This window comes from Akkermansia sp. UNK.MGS-1, from assembly GCF_000980515.1.
GTDB lineage: Bacteria > Verrucomicrobiota > Verrucomicrobiia > Verrucomicrobiales > Akkermansiaceae > Akkermansia > Akkermansia muciniphila.
In genome coordinates, this window is record NZ_LBCB01000001.1 from 128239 (window position 1) to 145436 (window position 17198).

13 protein-coding genes are annotated in these 17198 nt (G+C 59.0%); 11 read left to right on the plus strand and 2 right to left on the minus strand.

The features are described from left to right. Positions 1 to 5: 5 nt before the first annotated feature. The 10 genes from rpsE (at position 6) to WW58_RS12650 (ending at position 14518) form a co-directional block, all read left to right on the plus strand. A complete protein-coding gene (gene rpsE / locus WW58_RS00550) occupies positions 6 to 668 on the plus strand; it encodes a 30S ribosomal protein S5 (protein ID WP_031930630.1) in 663 nt (220 codons plus the stop codon). A gap of 62 nt (positions 669 to 730) precedes the next feature. Beyond that, entirely contained in the window at positions 731 to 1189 is a 459-nt protein-coding gene (gene rplO / locus WW58_RS00555; protein WP_012419978.1) for a 50S ribosomal protein L15, read from the plus strand. Positions 1190 to 1353: 164 nt separating this feature from the next. Beyond that, the gene (gene secY / locus WW58_RS00560; protein WP_022196959.1) at positions 1354 to 2832 is read left to right on the plus strand and encodes a preprotein translocase subunit SecY; all 1479 of its coding nucleotides are present in this window, start codon (positions 1354 to 1356) and stop codon (positions 2830 to 2832) included. A gap of 28 nt (positions 2833 to 2860) precedes the next feature. Beyond that, the gene (locus tag WW58_RS00565; protein WP_046434437.1) at positions 2861 to 3511 is read left to right on the plus strand and encodes an adenylate kinase family protein; all 651 of its coding nucleotides are present in this window, start codon (positions 2861 to 2863) and stop codon (positions 3509 to 3511) included. A gap of 13 nt (positions 3512 to 3524) precedes the next feature. Then, positions 3525 to 4322 carry a type I methionyl aminopeptidase gene (map, locus tag WW58_RS00570; RefSeq protein ID WP_046434438.1) on the plus strand — a complete coding sequence of 266 codons (798 nt, stop codon included), beginning with the start codon at positions 3525 to 3527 and terminating at the stop codon, positions 4320 to 4322. Between the two features lie 19 nt (positions 4323 to 4341). After that, positions 4342 to 5409 (plus strand): acyltransferase family protein, encoded by a 1068-nt coding sequence (locus tag WW58_RS00575; RefSeq protein ID WP_046434440.1) that lies wholly within the window; start codon positions 4342 to 4344, stop codon positions 5407 to 5409. 159 nt (positions 5410 to 5568) lie between these two features. Further along, on the plus strand, positions 5569 to 7131 hold the full coding sequence (locus WW58_RS12645) for an HD domain-containing protein (protein ID WP_288143380.1): 1563 nt from the start codon (positions 5569 to 5571) through the stop codon (positions 7129 to 7131). A gap of 35 nt (positions 7132 to 7166) precedes the next feature. Continuing rightward, positions 7167 to 9254: a polyphosphate kinase 1 gene (gene ppk1 / locus WW58_RS00585; protein WP_046434442.1), complete on the plus strand. Its 2088-nt coding sequence runs from the start codon at positions 7167 to 7169 to the stop codon at positions 9252 to 9254. 87 nt (positions 9255 to 9341) lie between these two features. Next, positions 9342 to 10637 (plus strand): hypothetical protein, encoded by a 1296-nt coding sequence (locus WW58_RS00590; protein WP_022396886.1) that lies wholly within the window; start codon positions 9342 to 9344, stop codon positions 10635 to 10637. 167 nt (positions 10638 to 10804) lie between these two features. Then, on the plus strand, positions 10805 to 14518 hold the full coding sequence (locus WW58_RS12650; RefSeq protein ID WP_215842015.1) for a VIT domain-containing protein: 3714 nt from the start codon (positions 10805 to 10807) through the stop codon (positions 14516 to 14518). A gap of 45 nt (positions 14519 to 14563) precedes the next feature. Here the strand turns inward: WW58_RS12650 and WW58_RS00600 are convergent, their stop codons facing one another. Next, positions 14564 to 15664 carry a glycosyltransferase family 8 protein gene (locus WW58_RS00600; RefSeq protein ID WP_164917404.1) on the minus strand — a complete coding sequence of 367 codons (1101 nt, stop codon included), beginning with the start codon at positions 15662 to 15664 and terminating at the stop codon, positions 14564 to 14566. A gap of 22 nt (positions 15665 to 15686) precedes the next feature. Then, complete coding sequence (locus tag WW58_RS00605) at positions 15687 to 16775, minus strand: glycosyltransferase family 8 protein (protein ID WP_102728589.1); 1089 nt, start codon at positions 16773 to 16775, stop codon at positions 15687 to 15689. Between the two features lie 108 nt (positions 16776 to 16883). On the opposite strand from WW58_RS00605, the gene WW58_RS12655 reads away from it, so the two are divergent. Beyond that, a complete protein-coding gene (locus WW58_RS12655) occupies positions 16884 to 17084 on the plus strand; it encodes a hypothetical protein (RefSeq protein ID WP_288143381.1) in 201 nt (66 codons plus the stop codon). Positions 17085 to 17198: the final 114 nt, after the last annotated feature.

The following is a 17198-nucleotide window of genomic DNA, read 5'->3' on the forward strand; positions in this document are numbered from 1 at the left end:
CCTAAATGAATAACGAAACGGAAAACACTGCTCCTGCTACGGAAGCCGCCGCTCCCGCTCAAGCGCAGCAACCCGCAACGGGCGGCCGCGGACCCCGCGGACCCCGCCGTGACGGCCAGAATGGCCGCGGACCCCGCGGACCCCGTCGTGACGGACGCCGTGGCCCTCAGGCTGAAGCTCCCGTGGAAGAAGGCCCCCAGCTCGCTGAAAAGGTTGTGTTCATCAACCGTTGCGCCAAGGTCGTCAAGGGCGGCCGCCGCTTCTCCTTCTCCGCCCTCGTCGTGAGCGGAGACATGGAAGGCCGCGTAGGCTTCGGCTTCGGCAAGGCCAATGAAGTGGCAGACGCCATCCGCAAGGCTACGGAAGCCGCCAAGCGCCAGCTTCGCCCGGTCTCCATCGCCAACGGCACGATTCCGCATGAAGTCTACTCCGAATTCGGCGGCGGCAAGGTGCTTCTGAAGCCCGCCTCCCCCGGTACCGGCCTGATTGCCGGCAACACCATCCGTGCCGTGCTGGAAGCAGCGGGCGTGCGTGACATTGTTGCCAAATCCCTCGGTTCCTCCAACCACGCCAACGTGGTGAAGGCAACCCTGCAGGCTCTCGCTTCCCTGCGCACGAGCGACCAGGTTCTTGCCGACCGCGGCAAGAAGAAGGAAAAGGCCATCTAATCTGATCAGGAGGCGGCGGCCCGGCGCCGCCGCCTCCACGAAATCCAACCATTGTAAATAACATGTTACAGCTTCATACGATTAAGCCCAATCCCGGAGCCAAGCACCGCAAGAAGCGCCTCGGCAACGGGGAAAGCTCCGGTCTCGGCAAGACCTGCGGCAAAGGCAACAAAGGCCAGAAGGCCCGCTCCGGCGGCACGATTCGGCCGGGCTTTGAAGGCGGCCAGATGCCCCTTCACCGCCGTCTGCCCAAGAAGGGGTTCAACAATACCCGCTTCCAGGATAAAATCCTCATTGTCAACCTCTCCCAGCTTGAACGCGTGTTTGAAGCCGGCGCTACGGTTGATGAAAACACCCTGCGTGCAGCCAAGCTCGTCCAAGGTCCCTGCGACGCCGTGAAGCTTCTCGGCAACGGCACCCTGACCAAGAACCTGAACGTAGTCGTGGACTTCGTGAGCGCCAGCGCCCGCGAGAAGGTAACCCAGGCCGGTGGCACCGTCACCGTGCTTAGCGAAGCCTAATCACATTTGGCGAACCGGGTCATGCAGCTTGACCCGGTTCGCATCATTGTGTTTACTGTTGCGGTTCCCATGGATGCCCCGGGTGCAAACCGCCGCGACATGCAAGCCAAGCTGCGCGCCAACTTTTATATTACAGGACCATGATATCCGCATTTGCAAACTCCATGAAAGTACCGGAGCTCAGGCGCCGGATTTTGTTCACACTGGCGATGATTGTCGTCGTCCGCCTGGGGGTACAGATTCCCCTGCCGGGCATTGATGTCATGGAGTTGCAGAAAGTGATTGAAGCCTCCACGAACGCCAGCGGCCCCGGAGCGGGTCTGGCTACCGTGCTGACCATTTTCTCCGGTGGCGGCCTCCAGCAGTGCGGCATTTTTGCTCTGGGCATCATGCCCTACATTTCCGCTTCCATTATGACCCAGCTCCTTTCTGCGGTGGTTCCCCAGTGGGCCAAGATGGTGCGGGAAGAAGGCGGCCGCCAGAAAATGACCAAGTGGACGCGCGCCATCGCCATCGTCATTGCCCTTGTGCAGGGCTGGTTCCTGGTCGGCACGCTGGAACATCCGGAACGCCTGCAGGCCGTGGGTCTCAACATTCCTGCGGACTGCCAGCTTGTCATTGACCCCGGCATCCAGTTCGCCCTCATGACGGTGCTCATTATGGTGGCGGGCACCATGTTCCTGATGTGGATAGGCGACCAGATTACGGAACGCGGCGTCGGCAACGGCGTTTCCCTCATCATTTCCGTCAACATTATTCACGCCCTTCCGGGGGCAGTCACCCTGGCCTGGAAAACCTTGGTGTACAAGGACGGCGCGGTTGTTCCCATGGGAGCCATGCTGCTCGTGGCCCTGATTGCCTTCCTGATTGTCGTGGTGGCGCTCGTCGTGACGGTGACGCAGGCCCAGCGGCGCATTCCCGTGCAGTACGCCAAACGGGTCATGGGCAATAAAATGTTCAACGGCGCCACGCAGTACCTGCCTCTCAAGCTTAACTACTCCGGCGTGATGCCCGTCATTTTCGCTACGGCCATCCTTTCCCTTCCGCAGGTCCTCTTCTCCCAGATCGCCCACTACAACACTACGCTGCAGTGGATCGCGACCAAGATGAATGACTGGCTGAATCCCGCTTCTTCCGGCTATTACATTATTTCCGGACTCATGATTTTCTTCTTCTCCTACTTCTGGGTGGCGACCATGTTCCAGCCCTCCCAGATCGCGGAAGACCTGAAGCGCAACGGCGGCTATATTCCCGGCATCCGTCCCGGCCCCCCCACTGCCCTTTTCCTGGACCAGACCATGCAAAGGCTGACCTTTGCCGGTTCCGCATTCCTGACCCTCATTTACTTCCTGCCTTCCCTGCTGAATATCGGGGGCAATATCCCCTACCTGGTCACCCAGTTCTTCGGAGGCACCAGCCTTCTCATTCTGGTGGGCGTACTGCTTGACATGATGCGCCAGGTGGAAACGACTCTTCTTTCCCGCAATTACGACGGTTTCCTGAAAAAAGGCAAGCTTAAGGGCAAATACGGGCACATCCAGGGTACCGGCGCCGCTGCGGGCAGCCGCACCGTTACCGTCATGTGGATTGTTATCGCCCTGCTTGTGCTGGCCGGAGCCATCGCCTACAACGCCATGCAGTAAGCCCCCCTTTTTTACTGAAAGTAAAGATATGAAGGAACTCAAGCATTTCATTCTGGTTGGGGCTCCCGCATCCGGCAAAGGGACCCAGGGCCGGTTTCTGGCTGATACCTTCGGCCTTCACTCCCTGAGCACCGGCTCCCTGTTGCGGAGGGAAGTGGAATCCTGCACGGAACTGGGCCGGAAAGCCTTGAGCTATATGGACAGGGCCATGCTGGTTCCGGACGAAATTGTCAACGACATGGTGCGCGGCTGGTTGTCAGAGATGGACCATGGCGCGTGGTTGCTGGACGGCTATCCCCGCACGGTTGCGCAGGCGGAAACGCTGGACCATTTTCTGAACCAGCGGGGAACCTCTGTGGACGTGGTCGTCTGGATGGATGTGTCCAGGGAGCTCATTGAACAGCGCATCATGCGCCGCCGGGAATGTTCCACATGCGGTTACGTGGTGCAGACGCCGGAAGAGGAATGTTCCAAGTGCGGCGGGAAAATGGTTTCCCGCAAGGATGACAACATGGAAGCTTTCGCCCGCCGCTGGAAGGATTTTGAAGCCATGACGCTGCCCGCAGCCAGGTACTACGAGGCCCGCGGCCTGGTCGTTAAAATGACGGTGTCCGAAGAACGGGAACCTGCCGAGGTTTCCCGGGATCTGGCCCGCAAGCTGGAAGAGTACCGGCAATAGAAAGAATAATCCCATGGCAGAACGAATCCATATCAAGTCTCCCGGCGAGGTAGCCAAGATGCAGAAGGCCGGGGCTGTAACGGCGGAAATCTTGATGGAGATCGGGGACGAAGTCCAGGTGGGACGCACTACGCGGGAAATAGATGATATCGCGCGTGAAATCTTTAAAAAGCACAAGGTAGGCAATTCCTTTTACCAATACCGCGGGTTTCCCGGCCAGCTCTGCATTTCCATCAATGAGGAGGTGGTGCACGGCAGCGCTGGTCCCCGCCGCATTCAGAACGGGGACATTGTGAGCCTGGACGTGGGCGCTGTTGTGGACGGCTGGCATGGAGACAACGCCATGACCGTTCCGGTGGGTATGGTGGATCCGGAAAAACTGCGGCTGCTGGCCGTGACGGAGGAATCCCTGTTCCGCGCCATTGAACTGGTAAGGCCGGGCGCTTTGCTGGCGGACGTCTGCGCGGCGGTGGAAGGTTTCGTGCGTCCCCGCGGTTTTACCGTGGTTCGGGATTTTGTGGGGCACGGCATAGGCCGCCACCTGCATGAAGAACCCCAGATTCCCAATTACCGCCCTCATTACAAGCTTCCGCGCCTGAAAAAGGGGATGGCCCTGGCTATTGAGCCGATGGTGAACGCGGGCAGGCCTTCCGTTAAAATTCTGGATGACGGCTGGACGGTCGTCACGGCGGACGGCAAACCTTCCGCCCACTTTGAGCACACGGTTATCGTAACGGACGGCGCGCCCCTGATTGTGACGGACCGCCCCCGCATCGCGTTGCCGGAACAGCTCGGCATTGCTCCTTTGTAACTTCAGCCCCCTCCAGGGAATGACGCCGCCGGTATCTTCCGTTCCCGTGATTCTGGAGAAGACCGCCGCCCGCCGGATGGTGTGGGTGGATGTGGCCCGCGTGGTCGCCTGCATCCTGATTATTGCGAATCACATGGCCTTTTATTCGGCGGAGCTGTACCGGTGGATATGGGCGGAGTTTCTGGCGGCGCGCACGCCCTTTTTTCTGCTGGCGGCGGGCTACTTTGTGGGGAGAGGCTCGTTCGGTCCTCTGGATGGAGGAAGCCTTTTCCTCTGGAGGCGGAGCTGGTTTCTTCTCCGTCCGTATCTGGTGTGGGGGCTGGTTGCGGCCGTCCTGATCGGCTGGTCTCCCCTGCATGAATATTATGCGTCCTACCGGCCTATGTATGAATGGCTGGAAGGGGAGGAGGGCGCCGGGTTCTGGCCCGCTCTCGCGGCGTTCGGACGCTGCCTGGGCATTGCCGGGCATCCCGTGGACGCGCCTATGTGGTTCCTGCGCGATATTATTATTTATACTGCTGCGGCTCCCCTTCTTTACCGCTTGGGGGACTATCTGCTCTGGGCGGGCATGGTCATGCTGTCCCTGAACTATTTTGCGCTGGATCTGGCGGATCATGATTATCCCATCGCCAACAGCCTGGGATTTTTCCTGTTGGGAATGTATGTTTCCCGGTATTCCCTCCCGTTCCTGACGGAGGCCGTGCGCCGGTACGCTGTGCCCTTTCTGGCTGCCACGCTTGCGCTTACCTGGTGGCTGGCAGGCCACCGGGACCAGCACAACTCGATGCTCATCGCCCTGGGCATGCTGGGGCTGATGTCCCTGGCCATTCTGTTCACGGAATGGTTTCCGCGCACGGCCAGATGGGTGGCGGGGTTGGCTCCGGCGTGTTTTTTCATTTTCGGGACGCATTACATCGTCATCATCCTGTTGCGTGAAAGCGGCTGGATTACATGGAAGGGGGAAGCGTGGGACATGCTCTGGCTTTGTCTGGTTCCGGTCATTTTCGCCGTGCTGGCGGGGCTTTTTTTCTGCATGAAAAGATTTGCCCCGCGGCTGGTTCCCCTGCTGGGGGCCTATGGGAAATAGCCGTCTTGAAGAGCCGTTCCGCCGGGACGGGAAGGGAGCCGCGCTTATCTCTTGCCGTCAAAAGGCAAATCCCTTATTCTTTCCTTTGCTGGAAGGGGTGGAAGCGGCTTTTTTGTCACGTTGCCGTTCTTGCTCCACGGCCGGGAAACAATACATGGTATGGCAATGATTCAAGGCGAGCAGGTTCAGGATTCGGAATTATCAACTCAGGCGGTGATCTATCTGGGCCCGAGCTCCATGAGCCTGATGGTGGCTGAGGCTGTCCGGGACAGGATTCGCCTGCTGGATTTCCTTCAGCAGCCCGTCCCGATGGCGCGTGATATTTTCCGGTTCCACCGCATTTCCCGGCATACCATGGACCGCTGCGTGCAAATTATCGGCGACTATCTGGAAATTCTCAAGGAATACGGAGCCGGCAGCAAGCTTTCCGTCCGGTTCATGATTTCCAACATCATTTCCGAGGCGGATAATGTGGACGTGTTCGTGAACCGCATGCACGTGGCACACGGCCTGCGGGGGCGCCGCATTGACGACGGCAAGATGACGCGCCTCATCTACGTGAAGGTGCAGGAGGCTCTGGCCCAGTATCCGGGATTCAGCAAGAAAAAGGTGCTTGTGGTCCATACGGGGCCGGGCAATACCCGCGTGCTTCTGTTCCAGAAGGGGCGCATCGTGCGTTATTCCTGCTACAGGCTGGGAACGCACCGCACGGGGGAGGCCGTCGGGGAAATCGAGTACGGAGACGATGTGGCGGAGCTTTCCATTCTGCGGGAGCACATGCGCGGACAGGTGGACCAGATTTGCCTGGATTACGGGGGCGTGAAGGGCCTGGCGGGCCTGATCGTCATCGGCCAGGAAATGCAGCAGCTCCGGGACCGCCTGGCCCCCACGCCGGAAGGCAAGGTGGCGTGCTCCTCTCTGGCGGCGGAGGCGGAGCGGATGTCCCGCACCACTCTGGAACAGCGCATGAACGTTTACGGGGCGGATTTCGCCGGGGTGGATTCCCTGCTGCCCGCCGTCTTGATGACGGAAATGATTGCCCGCAGCCTGAACCTGGATGACGTCATTATTCCCGCAAGCGGTTATGATGAGGAGTTTTCAAGCAGCCTGATCCGGGCGGAACAGCATCCGGGGGACCTGGAGGCGGAGGTGCTCCACTTCGCCGGGATTCTGGCGGACAGGTACAAGGCGGACAAGGGGCACCGCGAGCATGTGGCGCGCCTGTGCATGGAAATGTTTGACCAGCTCCAGGACCTGCACCGCCTTTCCGAGCACGACCGGCTGCTGCTGGAGGTGGCCTCCATCCTGCATGAGGTGGGGTCTTTCATCAGCCAGCAGGACCACCAGCTCCATTCCCAGTACATCATCCTGAACAGTGAAATCTTCGGCCTTTCCCGGGACGACGTGGAAACGATCGCCCTGTTGGCCCGCTACCATCGGCATGAGGTGCCCGCCAATTCCGACCCCATGTACGGGGAGCTGGAGCTGACGGACCGCATGCGCGTAGCCAAGATGGCTGCCATCCTGCGCGTGGCGGACGCCCTGGAACGCGGCCATGCCCAGCGCGTGAACGGCGTCCGGGCGCGCATCCGGGGCCGGATGCTGGAGCTGGAGCTCCAGGGCGTGCGTGAAACCGCCGTGGAAGACCTGGCGCTGCGGCTGAAGGGCGACCTGTTTGCGGACATCTTCGGTTATGACGTCGTGCTGGTGCCCCAGCGGTAGGCTGATTCAAGAAACTTCCATCCCTTATTTTCTCCATGTCTAACGAATACATCAACAGAGAGCTCTCCTGGCTGGAATTCAACCAGCGCGTGCTGGACCAGGCCGTGAGAACGGACCTTCCCCTGCTGGAACGCCTGAAGTTCCTGGCTATTACCGCCTCCAACCTGGACGAGTTCTTCATGGTGCGCGTGGGCGGCCTCCAGATGCTGCGGCATTCCGGCTCCCGCGTGAAGGACATTTCCGGGCTGACCCCAACCCGCCAGCTCAAGGACATCCGCACCCGCGTGGGCCGCATGATTGAGGACCAGTACCGCCTGTTTCATGAAGAAATCCTGCCGTGGATGGAAATCAACGGCATCAATCCGCTGGCCATGGAGGACCTCAGCACTTCCCAGAAGCTGACGCTGGAGCAATACTTCAACAACCAGATATTCCCGCTGCTGACGCCGCTGGACATGGATGCGCCGGAGGCTCCCGCGCTGCCGTCCCTCAAGCTGCTGATGGGCGTGGAACTGCGGGACAATGAAACCGGGGAGGTCCGCGCCAGCGTGGTGGCCCTGCCGGACGGCCTGCCGCGGCGCGTGCCCGTCCCTTCCGCGGAAACGGAACGCTACGTGATGCTGGAGGACCTGGTCCGGGAATGCATCGGCACCGTTTTCCCCGGTGAAACCGTTCTCTCCGCCGCGGTATTCCGCGTCACGCGCAATGGGGACATTGCCGTGCAGGAGGAGGACGCCCTGGACCTGGCGGATGAAATGGAGGAAGTGCTGGTGGCCCGCAAATTCTCCGAATGCGTGAGGCTGGAAATAGAATCCTCCGCTCCCGTCCCCCTGCATGACAGGATCATGCAGATCGTCGGCGCGGGGAAGGAGGAAACGTATGACCTCAAGGGCCCCCTGATGCTTTCCGACTTCATGGAAATGGCCTTTGCCCCCGGCAATGACCAATTGAAAGTGGAGCAATGGTCCCCGCAGCCGTCACCCTCCGTGGACCCTGCCGTCAGCATCTTTGAAAACATCGCCAACGGAGACATCCTGCTCAACCATCCCTATGAAAGCTTTGAACCCGTCCTGCGCCTGGTGGAGGAAGCCGCGGAAGACCCGGACGTCATCGCCATCAAGCAGGTCCTGTACCGGACCGCCAAAAACTCCCGCATCGTAGCCGCCTTGAAAAAGGCGGCGGAAAGCGGCAAGCAAGTGACGGCGCTGGTGGAACTGAAAGCCCGGTTTGACGAAGCCCGCAACCTGGAAAAGGCGGAGGAACTGCAGCGTTCCGGCGTGCAGGTGGTCTACGGCGTCAAGGGCCTGAAAACCCATGCCAAGATATGCCTGGTGGTGCGCCGGGAGCAGGGCATGCTGCGGCGTTACTGCCACTTCGGCACGGGGAACTACAATGAAACAACCGCCAAGATTTACACGGACATCTCCTACCTCACCTGTGACGACCAATTGGGGGCGGATGCCTCCCAGTTCTTCAACTCCGTAACGGGACGCACCAAGCTCATGCGCTTCCGCAAGCTGTACCCCTCGCCGGTGCTGATGAAGGCTCGCCTCATTGAACTCATTGAAGGGGAGGCGGAGCGCGCACGGCAGGGGGAACCGGCCCGCATCTCCGCCAAGATGAACAGCCTTCAGGATGTGGAAATCATTGACGCCCTGTACAGGGCCGCGGACGCCGGGGTGGACATTGAACTGAACGTGCGCGGCATCTGCTGCCTGAAAACGGGCCCCCGGCCCAACGGCAAGGTGATCCGCGTGGTCAGCATTGTGGACCGCTATCTGGAGCACGCGCGCATCTTCTTCTTCCACCACGGCGGCAACCACCAGCTCTTCATTGCCAGCGCGGACTGGATGACCCGCAATCTGGACAAGAGGGTGGAGCTCATGGTGCCCGTCACCAACGGGAAGCTGGCGCGCCGCCTCAAATCCATCCTGGACGCCTGTTTCAGGGACAACGTGCAGGCCTGCAATATTTTGCCTGACGGCACTTCCGAGCACGTCGTTCGGAAAAAGGGCCAGAAAGCCTTCCGTTTGCAGCAGTACCTGACCAAGGAGGCCCGCCGCTTGGCCAAGGACAAGGAACGGGAACGCCAGCAGATGCTGGAGCCCCACACGCCGCATTAACCCGGTCCGGAGCATTGGGCCGCATGCGTGGCATCCTCCGGCATACCTTCAACACGTAGCGGTCCGGAACATGTCTTTTCATGAGACATGTTTGCCCGCGTATGCTGTTTTTTCCTGATCGCGCTGGCTGGGGGGTACGGCTCTGTATGGGCGGAAGGTTCGGCATGGCAGGCGTCCGGGCCTGCGGGCCCCGGAGCCTCCGTAAGGGCTCCTTCCCATCCGGCGGAGGATGGCTTGTACTCCCGTCTGAAGAAGATGCCCTATCTCTATGACAACAAGGACGCGGAGTTCCTGAACCAGTTCAAGCTGCTGCTGACGGGGCAGTACCAGGGGGCTCAGGTCTCCCCTTCCGGAGCCAACCGGTTCCGCAAGGGCTCTCATGGCAGGGAAAACGAATGGCGGAGGCTCCAGATAGGGTTTGAAGCCGTTTTCTTCAAAAACCGCCTGACGCTGCACAGTTTGACCAACATGGGGGAGCTGGACGGCATGTACAAGGTGGAGGATGGCCGCTGGAGAAGAACGAAGACGGACTGGAGCATCTTTGAACTCTACCTGAAATACAAGGTCAATCCCTCCTTCTTTGCGCGCGTCGGGAAAATCACCTCCAAGATGACGGCGGAATTCCGGGAGACGGCCAGTGAACTCAAGACCCTGGAACGGTCCGACCTGGTCAACCAGCTCGGGACCATCTCCAGTTGGGGCGTTGTGCTGGAAAACCCGCGGCAGGACGTGCCCGTGGGGTGGGAGGCTTCCGTCTTCCTGAACGACACCAGCGACAGCCTGGCGCATGAAATCAGGTTTAATACGGCGGACAATGCCTTTGCCAAGGCCTCCGTCCATCTGGACGCCCGCGGCTTTCTGCCGGGGGAGAAAAGCCGCGTCTGGCTGACGTATGCCCACAACTTCACCCATTACGCGGGGCGCTCCCTGCCGGAGGATTCCTATTACTCCGGGCTTGGCGCCCGGGATGTGGCGGCGGTGGACTGGGTCATGTCCCGGGGGAAATTTTCCATGGTGACGGAACTCATGTCCGGCTTCCGCGTGGTGGGGACCTCTCTGGGAGAGAATGTTTACGGCCTGGCGGTATTGCCTTCCTACAGGTTTTCCCCGCATCTGGAAGGCGTGTTCCGCTACCAGCTCTCCCATGGGCGGGACGCCGTGAAAATGTACGCCCGCTATGTTCCCGCGGTGACCACCTATCCCAAATGGGTCAGCACGATGAACTCCTTTTACTTCGGCCTGAATTATTATTTTTTCCCGGAAGACCCGGACATGCTGAAATTGATGGCAGGGGGGGAATATACGACGACCAGCGGAGCGCCGGAAGGCGCCAGGTGCTTCAGCGGATGGACCTGGTTTGCCGCCGTCAGGTTCCACTTTTGAACGGGGAAGGGCAGATTCCTTTCCTCCCGGGGGATTGGCCCTTTTGCGGGCAATCATGCGGGAGCCGTTTACAACAAATAGTTTGCCCTGGACTGTGCCTTGTGGTAGGAAGGGAGGGAGATGGGAAAGCCCGCCTTTTTCCATCTCTCCCCACCCCCCCTAGAATGATGAAATTTACATATTCTCTCTGCCTGTGCATTCTTGCCTGCTGCGTTTCTCTGGCCCAGACGGCTTCCTTGCGTTCCGTTGTTCTCCCTCCTCCTTCCATGAAAGTGGAATGCCGCGCGGATGAGAGCCCCGTTTCCATTTCCCGGGCGGAAATCAAGTCTCGCGTGATGGATTTCCTGGCGGAAACGGAAGTGACGCTGGTTTTTCACAACCCCAACACGCGTGTGATGGAAGGGGAATTGGTGTACCCTCTCCCGGCTGGAGCCATCGTACAGGGGTATGCGCTGGACATCAACGGCCGCATGGTGGATGGCGTGCCGGTACCCAGGCAAAAGGCGCGCGTGGCGTTTGAAGAAGAGGTGCGCAAACAGGTTGATCCCGGACTGGTGGAATGGTCCGGCGGCAACATGTTCAAGACGCGCGTATATCCCATTCCTGCGGGAGGAACCCGCACTGTGCGGCTGCGCTATTCCACGGTTCTTCCCGTGGATGCCGCAGGAGCGCCGTCCCTGCAGCTTCCGATGAATTTCAAGGAGAAACTGGATTCCCTCAAGCTGAGGGTGGAAGTGTTCGCCGGCCGGAAGCCCGTTGTCGTTTCCTCCCCGCTGGACAACGTGGAATTCAAGGATTGGTGCAGCGCCTTCCTGGCGGAAAAGGAATGGAAGGGTCTGTCCCTGACGGAAGACCTGTTCATCTCCCTGCCGCGTGCGCAGGGAAAAGATGCGGGGAGAGCGAAGGTATTTGTGGAGTCCTTTGACGGCAGGGACTATGCCGCCGTGATTATTCCCCGGCCTGAGCGGACGGACGGAAAGAGCGGCGTGGAAGCCGCGCCCACGATAGAGCTGCTTTGGGACGCTTCCGGTTCCATGAAAGGAGCGGATGTCCGGAAATTCCTGGATTTTCTGAAACGATATCTTGCTTGCGGCAGAACGCAGGGGCGGCAAACCCGCATCAACCTGACTGTTTTCCGGGACCGGATCATGCCTTCAAAAACGTTCGAGGTCGCTCCGGACAATCTGGACGAGCTGGCCCGCGAACTGCTGGCTCTGGACTATGACGGGGCCACGTGTGACTGGAGCGCTGTTCGGGAAAAGCTGAGCGCTTGTTCCGGGGCGTCGGACTGCCTGGTTGTCAGTGATGGATTTATCAATTTCAGCCCCGTGCCGGAAAAGCGGGGGACTAGCTCCGCTAAAACCTTCGCCCTGATGGTGACACCGCGCAAGGATGCGAATACGTTCATCCGGATGGGCATTCCTGTGATCGACCTGGCCAGTCAAACGGCGGAGCAGGCGATGGAGCGCCTCGTCAGGGGGGAAATTTCCATCCGTTACATTATTGACAGGGGGAATATGCCCTGGAGGACGTTTTCAAGGTATGAAATTCCTGGAATGCCATCGGATTCCGTCCTTTTGCTGGCGGAACTGGAGCCGGGTTCCTACCGCGGGACGGTGGAGGTTGCCGGAGTGGAAATTCCCGTGGCGGCTGATGCCTCCGGGGGGACGCCCGGAACCATGCTGAGGGCCTTGTATGCCCAGGCAAGGCTCCAGGAACTTCTCTGCCGTCCACCCTCTGCCGTTAGGGATGAAGCTGTGGGGAACCTGGGAATGGAATATGGAATCGTGACGCCCGGTACCTCTCTGCTGGTGCTGGACTCCCTGGAGCAATACCTGAAATATGGTGTGCGTCCTCCCGCTTCCGCTTCAGAATTGCGGGCGGAATATGACAAGAGGATGCTGAAACGCGAACGGAAGGAGGACATGGCTGAAGAGACCGCAAGATTAAACCGCTTGAAAGCGTGCCTTGCTTCCTGGAAAGAAATGCAGAAATGGTACGCAAAGGAATTTTTCAATCCGGAAGAGATGGAAAGCGTCTTGAAAGATGACCGGTTGAAACAGGCCTTGATTCATACGTGCCGGGGCAATGACCGGGAGGCGCTGGAAATCTACCGGAAAGTATTGAAGGATGAGCGTAATAACCGGACGGCCTTGAAGGGCGTCACGGTCATGGAAAGGCGCCTCCGGGAAAAAGAAGCACAGGCTGAAAAAGCCTCTGGGGAAAACGCTGCCCGTGACAGGGAGCTGGCTGAGGCAAGAGCAAACTTGAACAGAGAACTGGACAGGGAGCCTGCGGACATAGCGGGAAGCCTCCGCCTGGCCTACGGCTTTTATGACCTTGGGGATTACGATAAGGCCCTTTCCCTGTTTAACAGGATATTGGAAAAGGCTCCGGAAAATGTTTCGGCAAGAAGGGGTGCGGAGACTGTGGCCCGCAGAAAAACTGCCTATTACTCCGCCGCTTATGATGAAAGAAGGAGCGCCATGCTGGCGGAAGTGGATTCTCTCTGGGAGCGTCCGGCCGGATCCTCTCCGGAGGATGAAAATTCGGGGGAATCCGCTCCGGCGCCTGTTATAGTTCAAGGTAACAATATATCCGGAGATTCCGGTGCTGTCATCAGGGCGTCCGGAAGTTTTAGTGCAGAAGCCGGGAGTTCTCCGGACTCCGCCTCCCCGGATCTGCTGGAGAACGAGAATTCCGCTCCGGAAAATCAAGAGGTGGTAGGGTCCCTGTTCCTGGGAGGGGGAGAAACATTAAATGGACTAAAGGCGCGGGAACAGGATGCCGGTTCTTCCCCCGTCATGAACGTGAAGGCGTGGGACTCCAAGGCTCCGTATCTGGCGGCTCTGGATGCGGCTGACCGCCCTTTTGCGGTCTATATGAAACTCAAGGAAAAGTATGGGGACAGCCCCGGTTTTTACATGGACTGCTCTGACTGGTTTGCCGGGAAGGGGGACAAGGCGCTGGCTGTCCAGATTCTGTCCAACCTGGCGGAGCTGGAACTGGAAAACCGTTCCCTGCTGCGCATGCTGGGCTACAAGCTGCGTTACATGGGAGAACTCCGGCAAGCCAGGTTCATTTTTGAAACCGTAAAAACGCTGTTTCCGGAAGAACCCCAGTCCTACCGGGATCTGGCGCTGGTGCTGGATGAACTGGGGGAATCCCAAAAGGCGTTCGACATGTACCGGGAGGTGCTGGAACGCCCGATGCCCCGCCGCTTCACCGGCGTGGAGCAGATTGTGCTGGTGGAACTGAACCGGCTTGTTTCCCGGAGCAGGGCGGCGGGAGTGAAGCTGGATACCGGGGGGCTGAACCCTGCCTTTCTCCAGCCGGTGGAGGCTGATTTGCGCGTGGTCATCAACTGGGACACAGATGCGTCTGACATGGACCTTTGGGTCACGGACATCACCGGAGAAAAATGCTATTACTCCCATCGGCTGACCACTCATGGCGGCCATTTGTCCCGTGACGTGACGCAGGGCTACGGGCCGGAAGAATACCTGGTGCGCAAGGCTCTTCCCGGTCCCTATCTGGTCCAGACGCATTATTACGGCACCCGGTCGCAGAAAATGCTGGCTCCCGTTACCCTGTACGCGGAAGTGTACACGGATTACGGCCGTCCGCAGGAAAAGCGGAAAACGCTGGTATTCCGCCTGAATGGCCGGGACCAGGTGGTGGATGTGGGAAAAGTGGCGTACGTACAGGCGTGCCCGGCAGAAGGAGCTCGGGATTACCAGGTGAAGGCCGGGGAAACCCGGGCGTCCATCGCTGAAAGCCGGTTGAAGGACGGAAAGCGCGCCGGGGAAATTATCCGCCTGAATCCGGTTCTGAAAGACCGGGAACCTAAAACGGGGGAAATCATCAAACTGCCGGAGTGATTGGAGACTGCGGCTCTTCTCGAACGCCTGTTGCCGCCGGCGGGGCTATACGCCTTCAAAGACGCGCAGCAGGCGTTTCAGCAGGTTGATTCTGGCCTTGCGTTTCCGGAAGCCGTTCCCGAAGGAGAACGGCAGGTGCCATTGATTGTGGCGCAATTGCCGTCGCGTCCATTGCGTGAATTCCTCCAGCAATTGGGACAGATGGGGCCGAAGGGAGGCCGTTTCCATGGCCGGCTTCCACCAGACGGCCGCAGACACGATGTATTCCTCTGATTTTTCCGGGAACAGCCAGGGCTTTTTGGAGCCGATCATGTGGAAAAGCTTCCAGGAGCAGGTGGCGTGGATGTTGGAAACCCCGGCGAATTCCGTGCCTGCGCAGGACTCTTCCAGTCCGTTTTTCCCCAGTTCAAATTGGAAATGGTAGTTCCATTCAACAGGCAGCGGAAAAATCTGCCGGTGGAAGACGATATTCAGCGCGTCCTGGTCCGGATGTTCCAGGAGCTCATTGTGTTCTTCAATGACGTGGAGCAGGCGGACTTCCGCATCCTCCTCCCTCATTCGGTCCAGGTCCAGGACCAGCACGCCGGAGTTGAAATAGTGGAAGGGATCGTGCAGGCCCAAAGGTTGAAGTTTCCGGAGCTGGCGCCGCGGATACCCCGCTACCAGGCTGCTCAGCACCGCCGTATCCCGTACGGCGCCCACGGCCGCCCCGCAGAGGTCCGTATCGTAAAGCTCCGCTACGTCCGCATACAGGACCGTATCCGCATCCAGATAGACAATCCGGGAATGCCGGGGGAACAGGCTGGGTGCCAGCAGGCGCGCGTAGGCCAGGGCGGAAAAGCGTTTCACGTCCCTCCGGCGCAGCATCTGTTCCAGCTTGCCGGGAATGGTCATGAACTGAAGGGCTGCGTTCGGATAACCGGAAACGGCCTTGTCCAGTTCCTGCATGTTTTCTTCTTCCAGCCCGTCATGGACCACCCACAGCCTGTAGTTCCGTTCCGGGTTGGAATGGCGTGCCAGGGAATGCAGGGTGACGGCCAGGCACACGGTCCAGGCGGAGGTGACGGCAAACATGACGTCTATGGCAGGAGGCGCAGCGGCAGCATGGAAGGCTGTGGGCGGTGCGGCGGAAAGGGAGGAGGGCATGATGTTAAAGGATGGGATGGAATCAGGGCCATGAGCCGTCAAACACGGCCAGTTGGCGTTGAAGGGTTTTGATTTTCTCCCGGCGTTTCCGGAAATTCCGGCCCGGAGAGACGGGGAGGCTCCATTGGTGGTGGCGCAGCCGGGAACGGAAGGCGCGCGTGAATTGCCGGTACAGGGCGCGCAGCTCCCTGCGGAAAGCCGGAGTTTGCCGGGCAAGGGGCCACCAGAGGGCGAGATACAGGCGGTGGTAGATTTTTTCCATATCCGGCGGCAGCCACGGCTTGTAATCACCCACCAGGTGGAAAAGCTTCCAGGAACGGCTTTCAAACAGGGCCGGAGCTTCTTCAAACTCGGTGCCGGAGATGAGGTCCGCCATTCCCGCATGGTGCAGCTCAAACTGGAAGTGGTAATTCCAGCGGAGGGGCAGCGGAGCAATGCGGCCGTGAAAGACAATGTTGATAATGTCCTGGTCCACGTACGGAAAGGAATCCGGATGGGCCTCAAGCAGCCTCAGCAGCCTGTCTTCCGTTTCCTGCTCCCTCATCTGGACCAGGTCCATGACCATGACCCCGGTATTGCAGTACAGGCGCGGATTCGTTACCCCCATGCCGCTGATGTATTCCAGATGGTCGGGAAGGCGGCCCGTACTGATGCTTTGCAGGACGGCGCAGTCCCGGACGGCGCCTATCGGCGCGCCGTGCAGGTCCGCATCGTAAAGTTCGGCCACGTCTCCATTCAGCAGCACGTCCACGTCCAGGTAAACCACCCTGTCGTGCCGGGGGAACAGGGCGGCGGCCAGCAGGCGTCCATATGTGAGGGGGGAGAACCGTCCGCAATCCCTGTGCTGCAGAATGCGAAGCAGCCTCTCCGGAAGCCTGCAAAACCCCAGCGAGACGCGGGGATAGCTGGAAACGGCTTTTCCCAGTTCCTTCATCTGCTCTTCCTCCAATCCATGATGAACGATATGGAGTTCATAATTCCGCCGCGGATCGGAATGCACGCAAAGGGAGCGTATCGCCACGGCCAGCGGGATGAGCCAGGAGGAAGTGACGGCGAACATGACGGAAACGGGAGGTTCCGCCATGCCGGATAAGGGAGAGATAGTCGGCATAAAAGGAATTCAACAGGTCATGAAGAAGAATGGGAAAAGCTGAAAGCGTTTCCGGTGCCTGCCGGGAATTCCGGTATAAAGGTAGTTGGGAGAAAGGTCTTGTTTTTCATGGCGGAGATGAATACCGGAAGAGCTGTTGAAACAGGGAAAACGGGCATCCCTGTTCCGGCGTTCCGTTATTCTCTGCATGGGACATTCCCGGCGGTGAAAACGCTCATATTTTGTTTGGGCATCATACGAATTTGGAATCCGTCAAGTAATGAAAAAGAGGCCAAATCAATCATGAAACCAATGAATAACAAAGACTGACCCGTCATCTTGACAAAAGGACCAGAGATATTAAAAAATCATTATTTTCAATGAATTATAAACACAATATACTAACTCTTAATATTTTTAATTGCTTGCGGATTCCAAATCCGA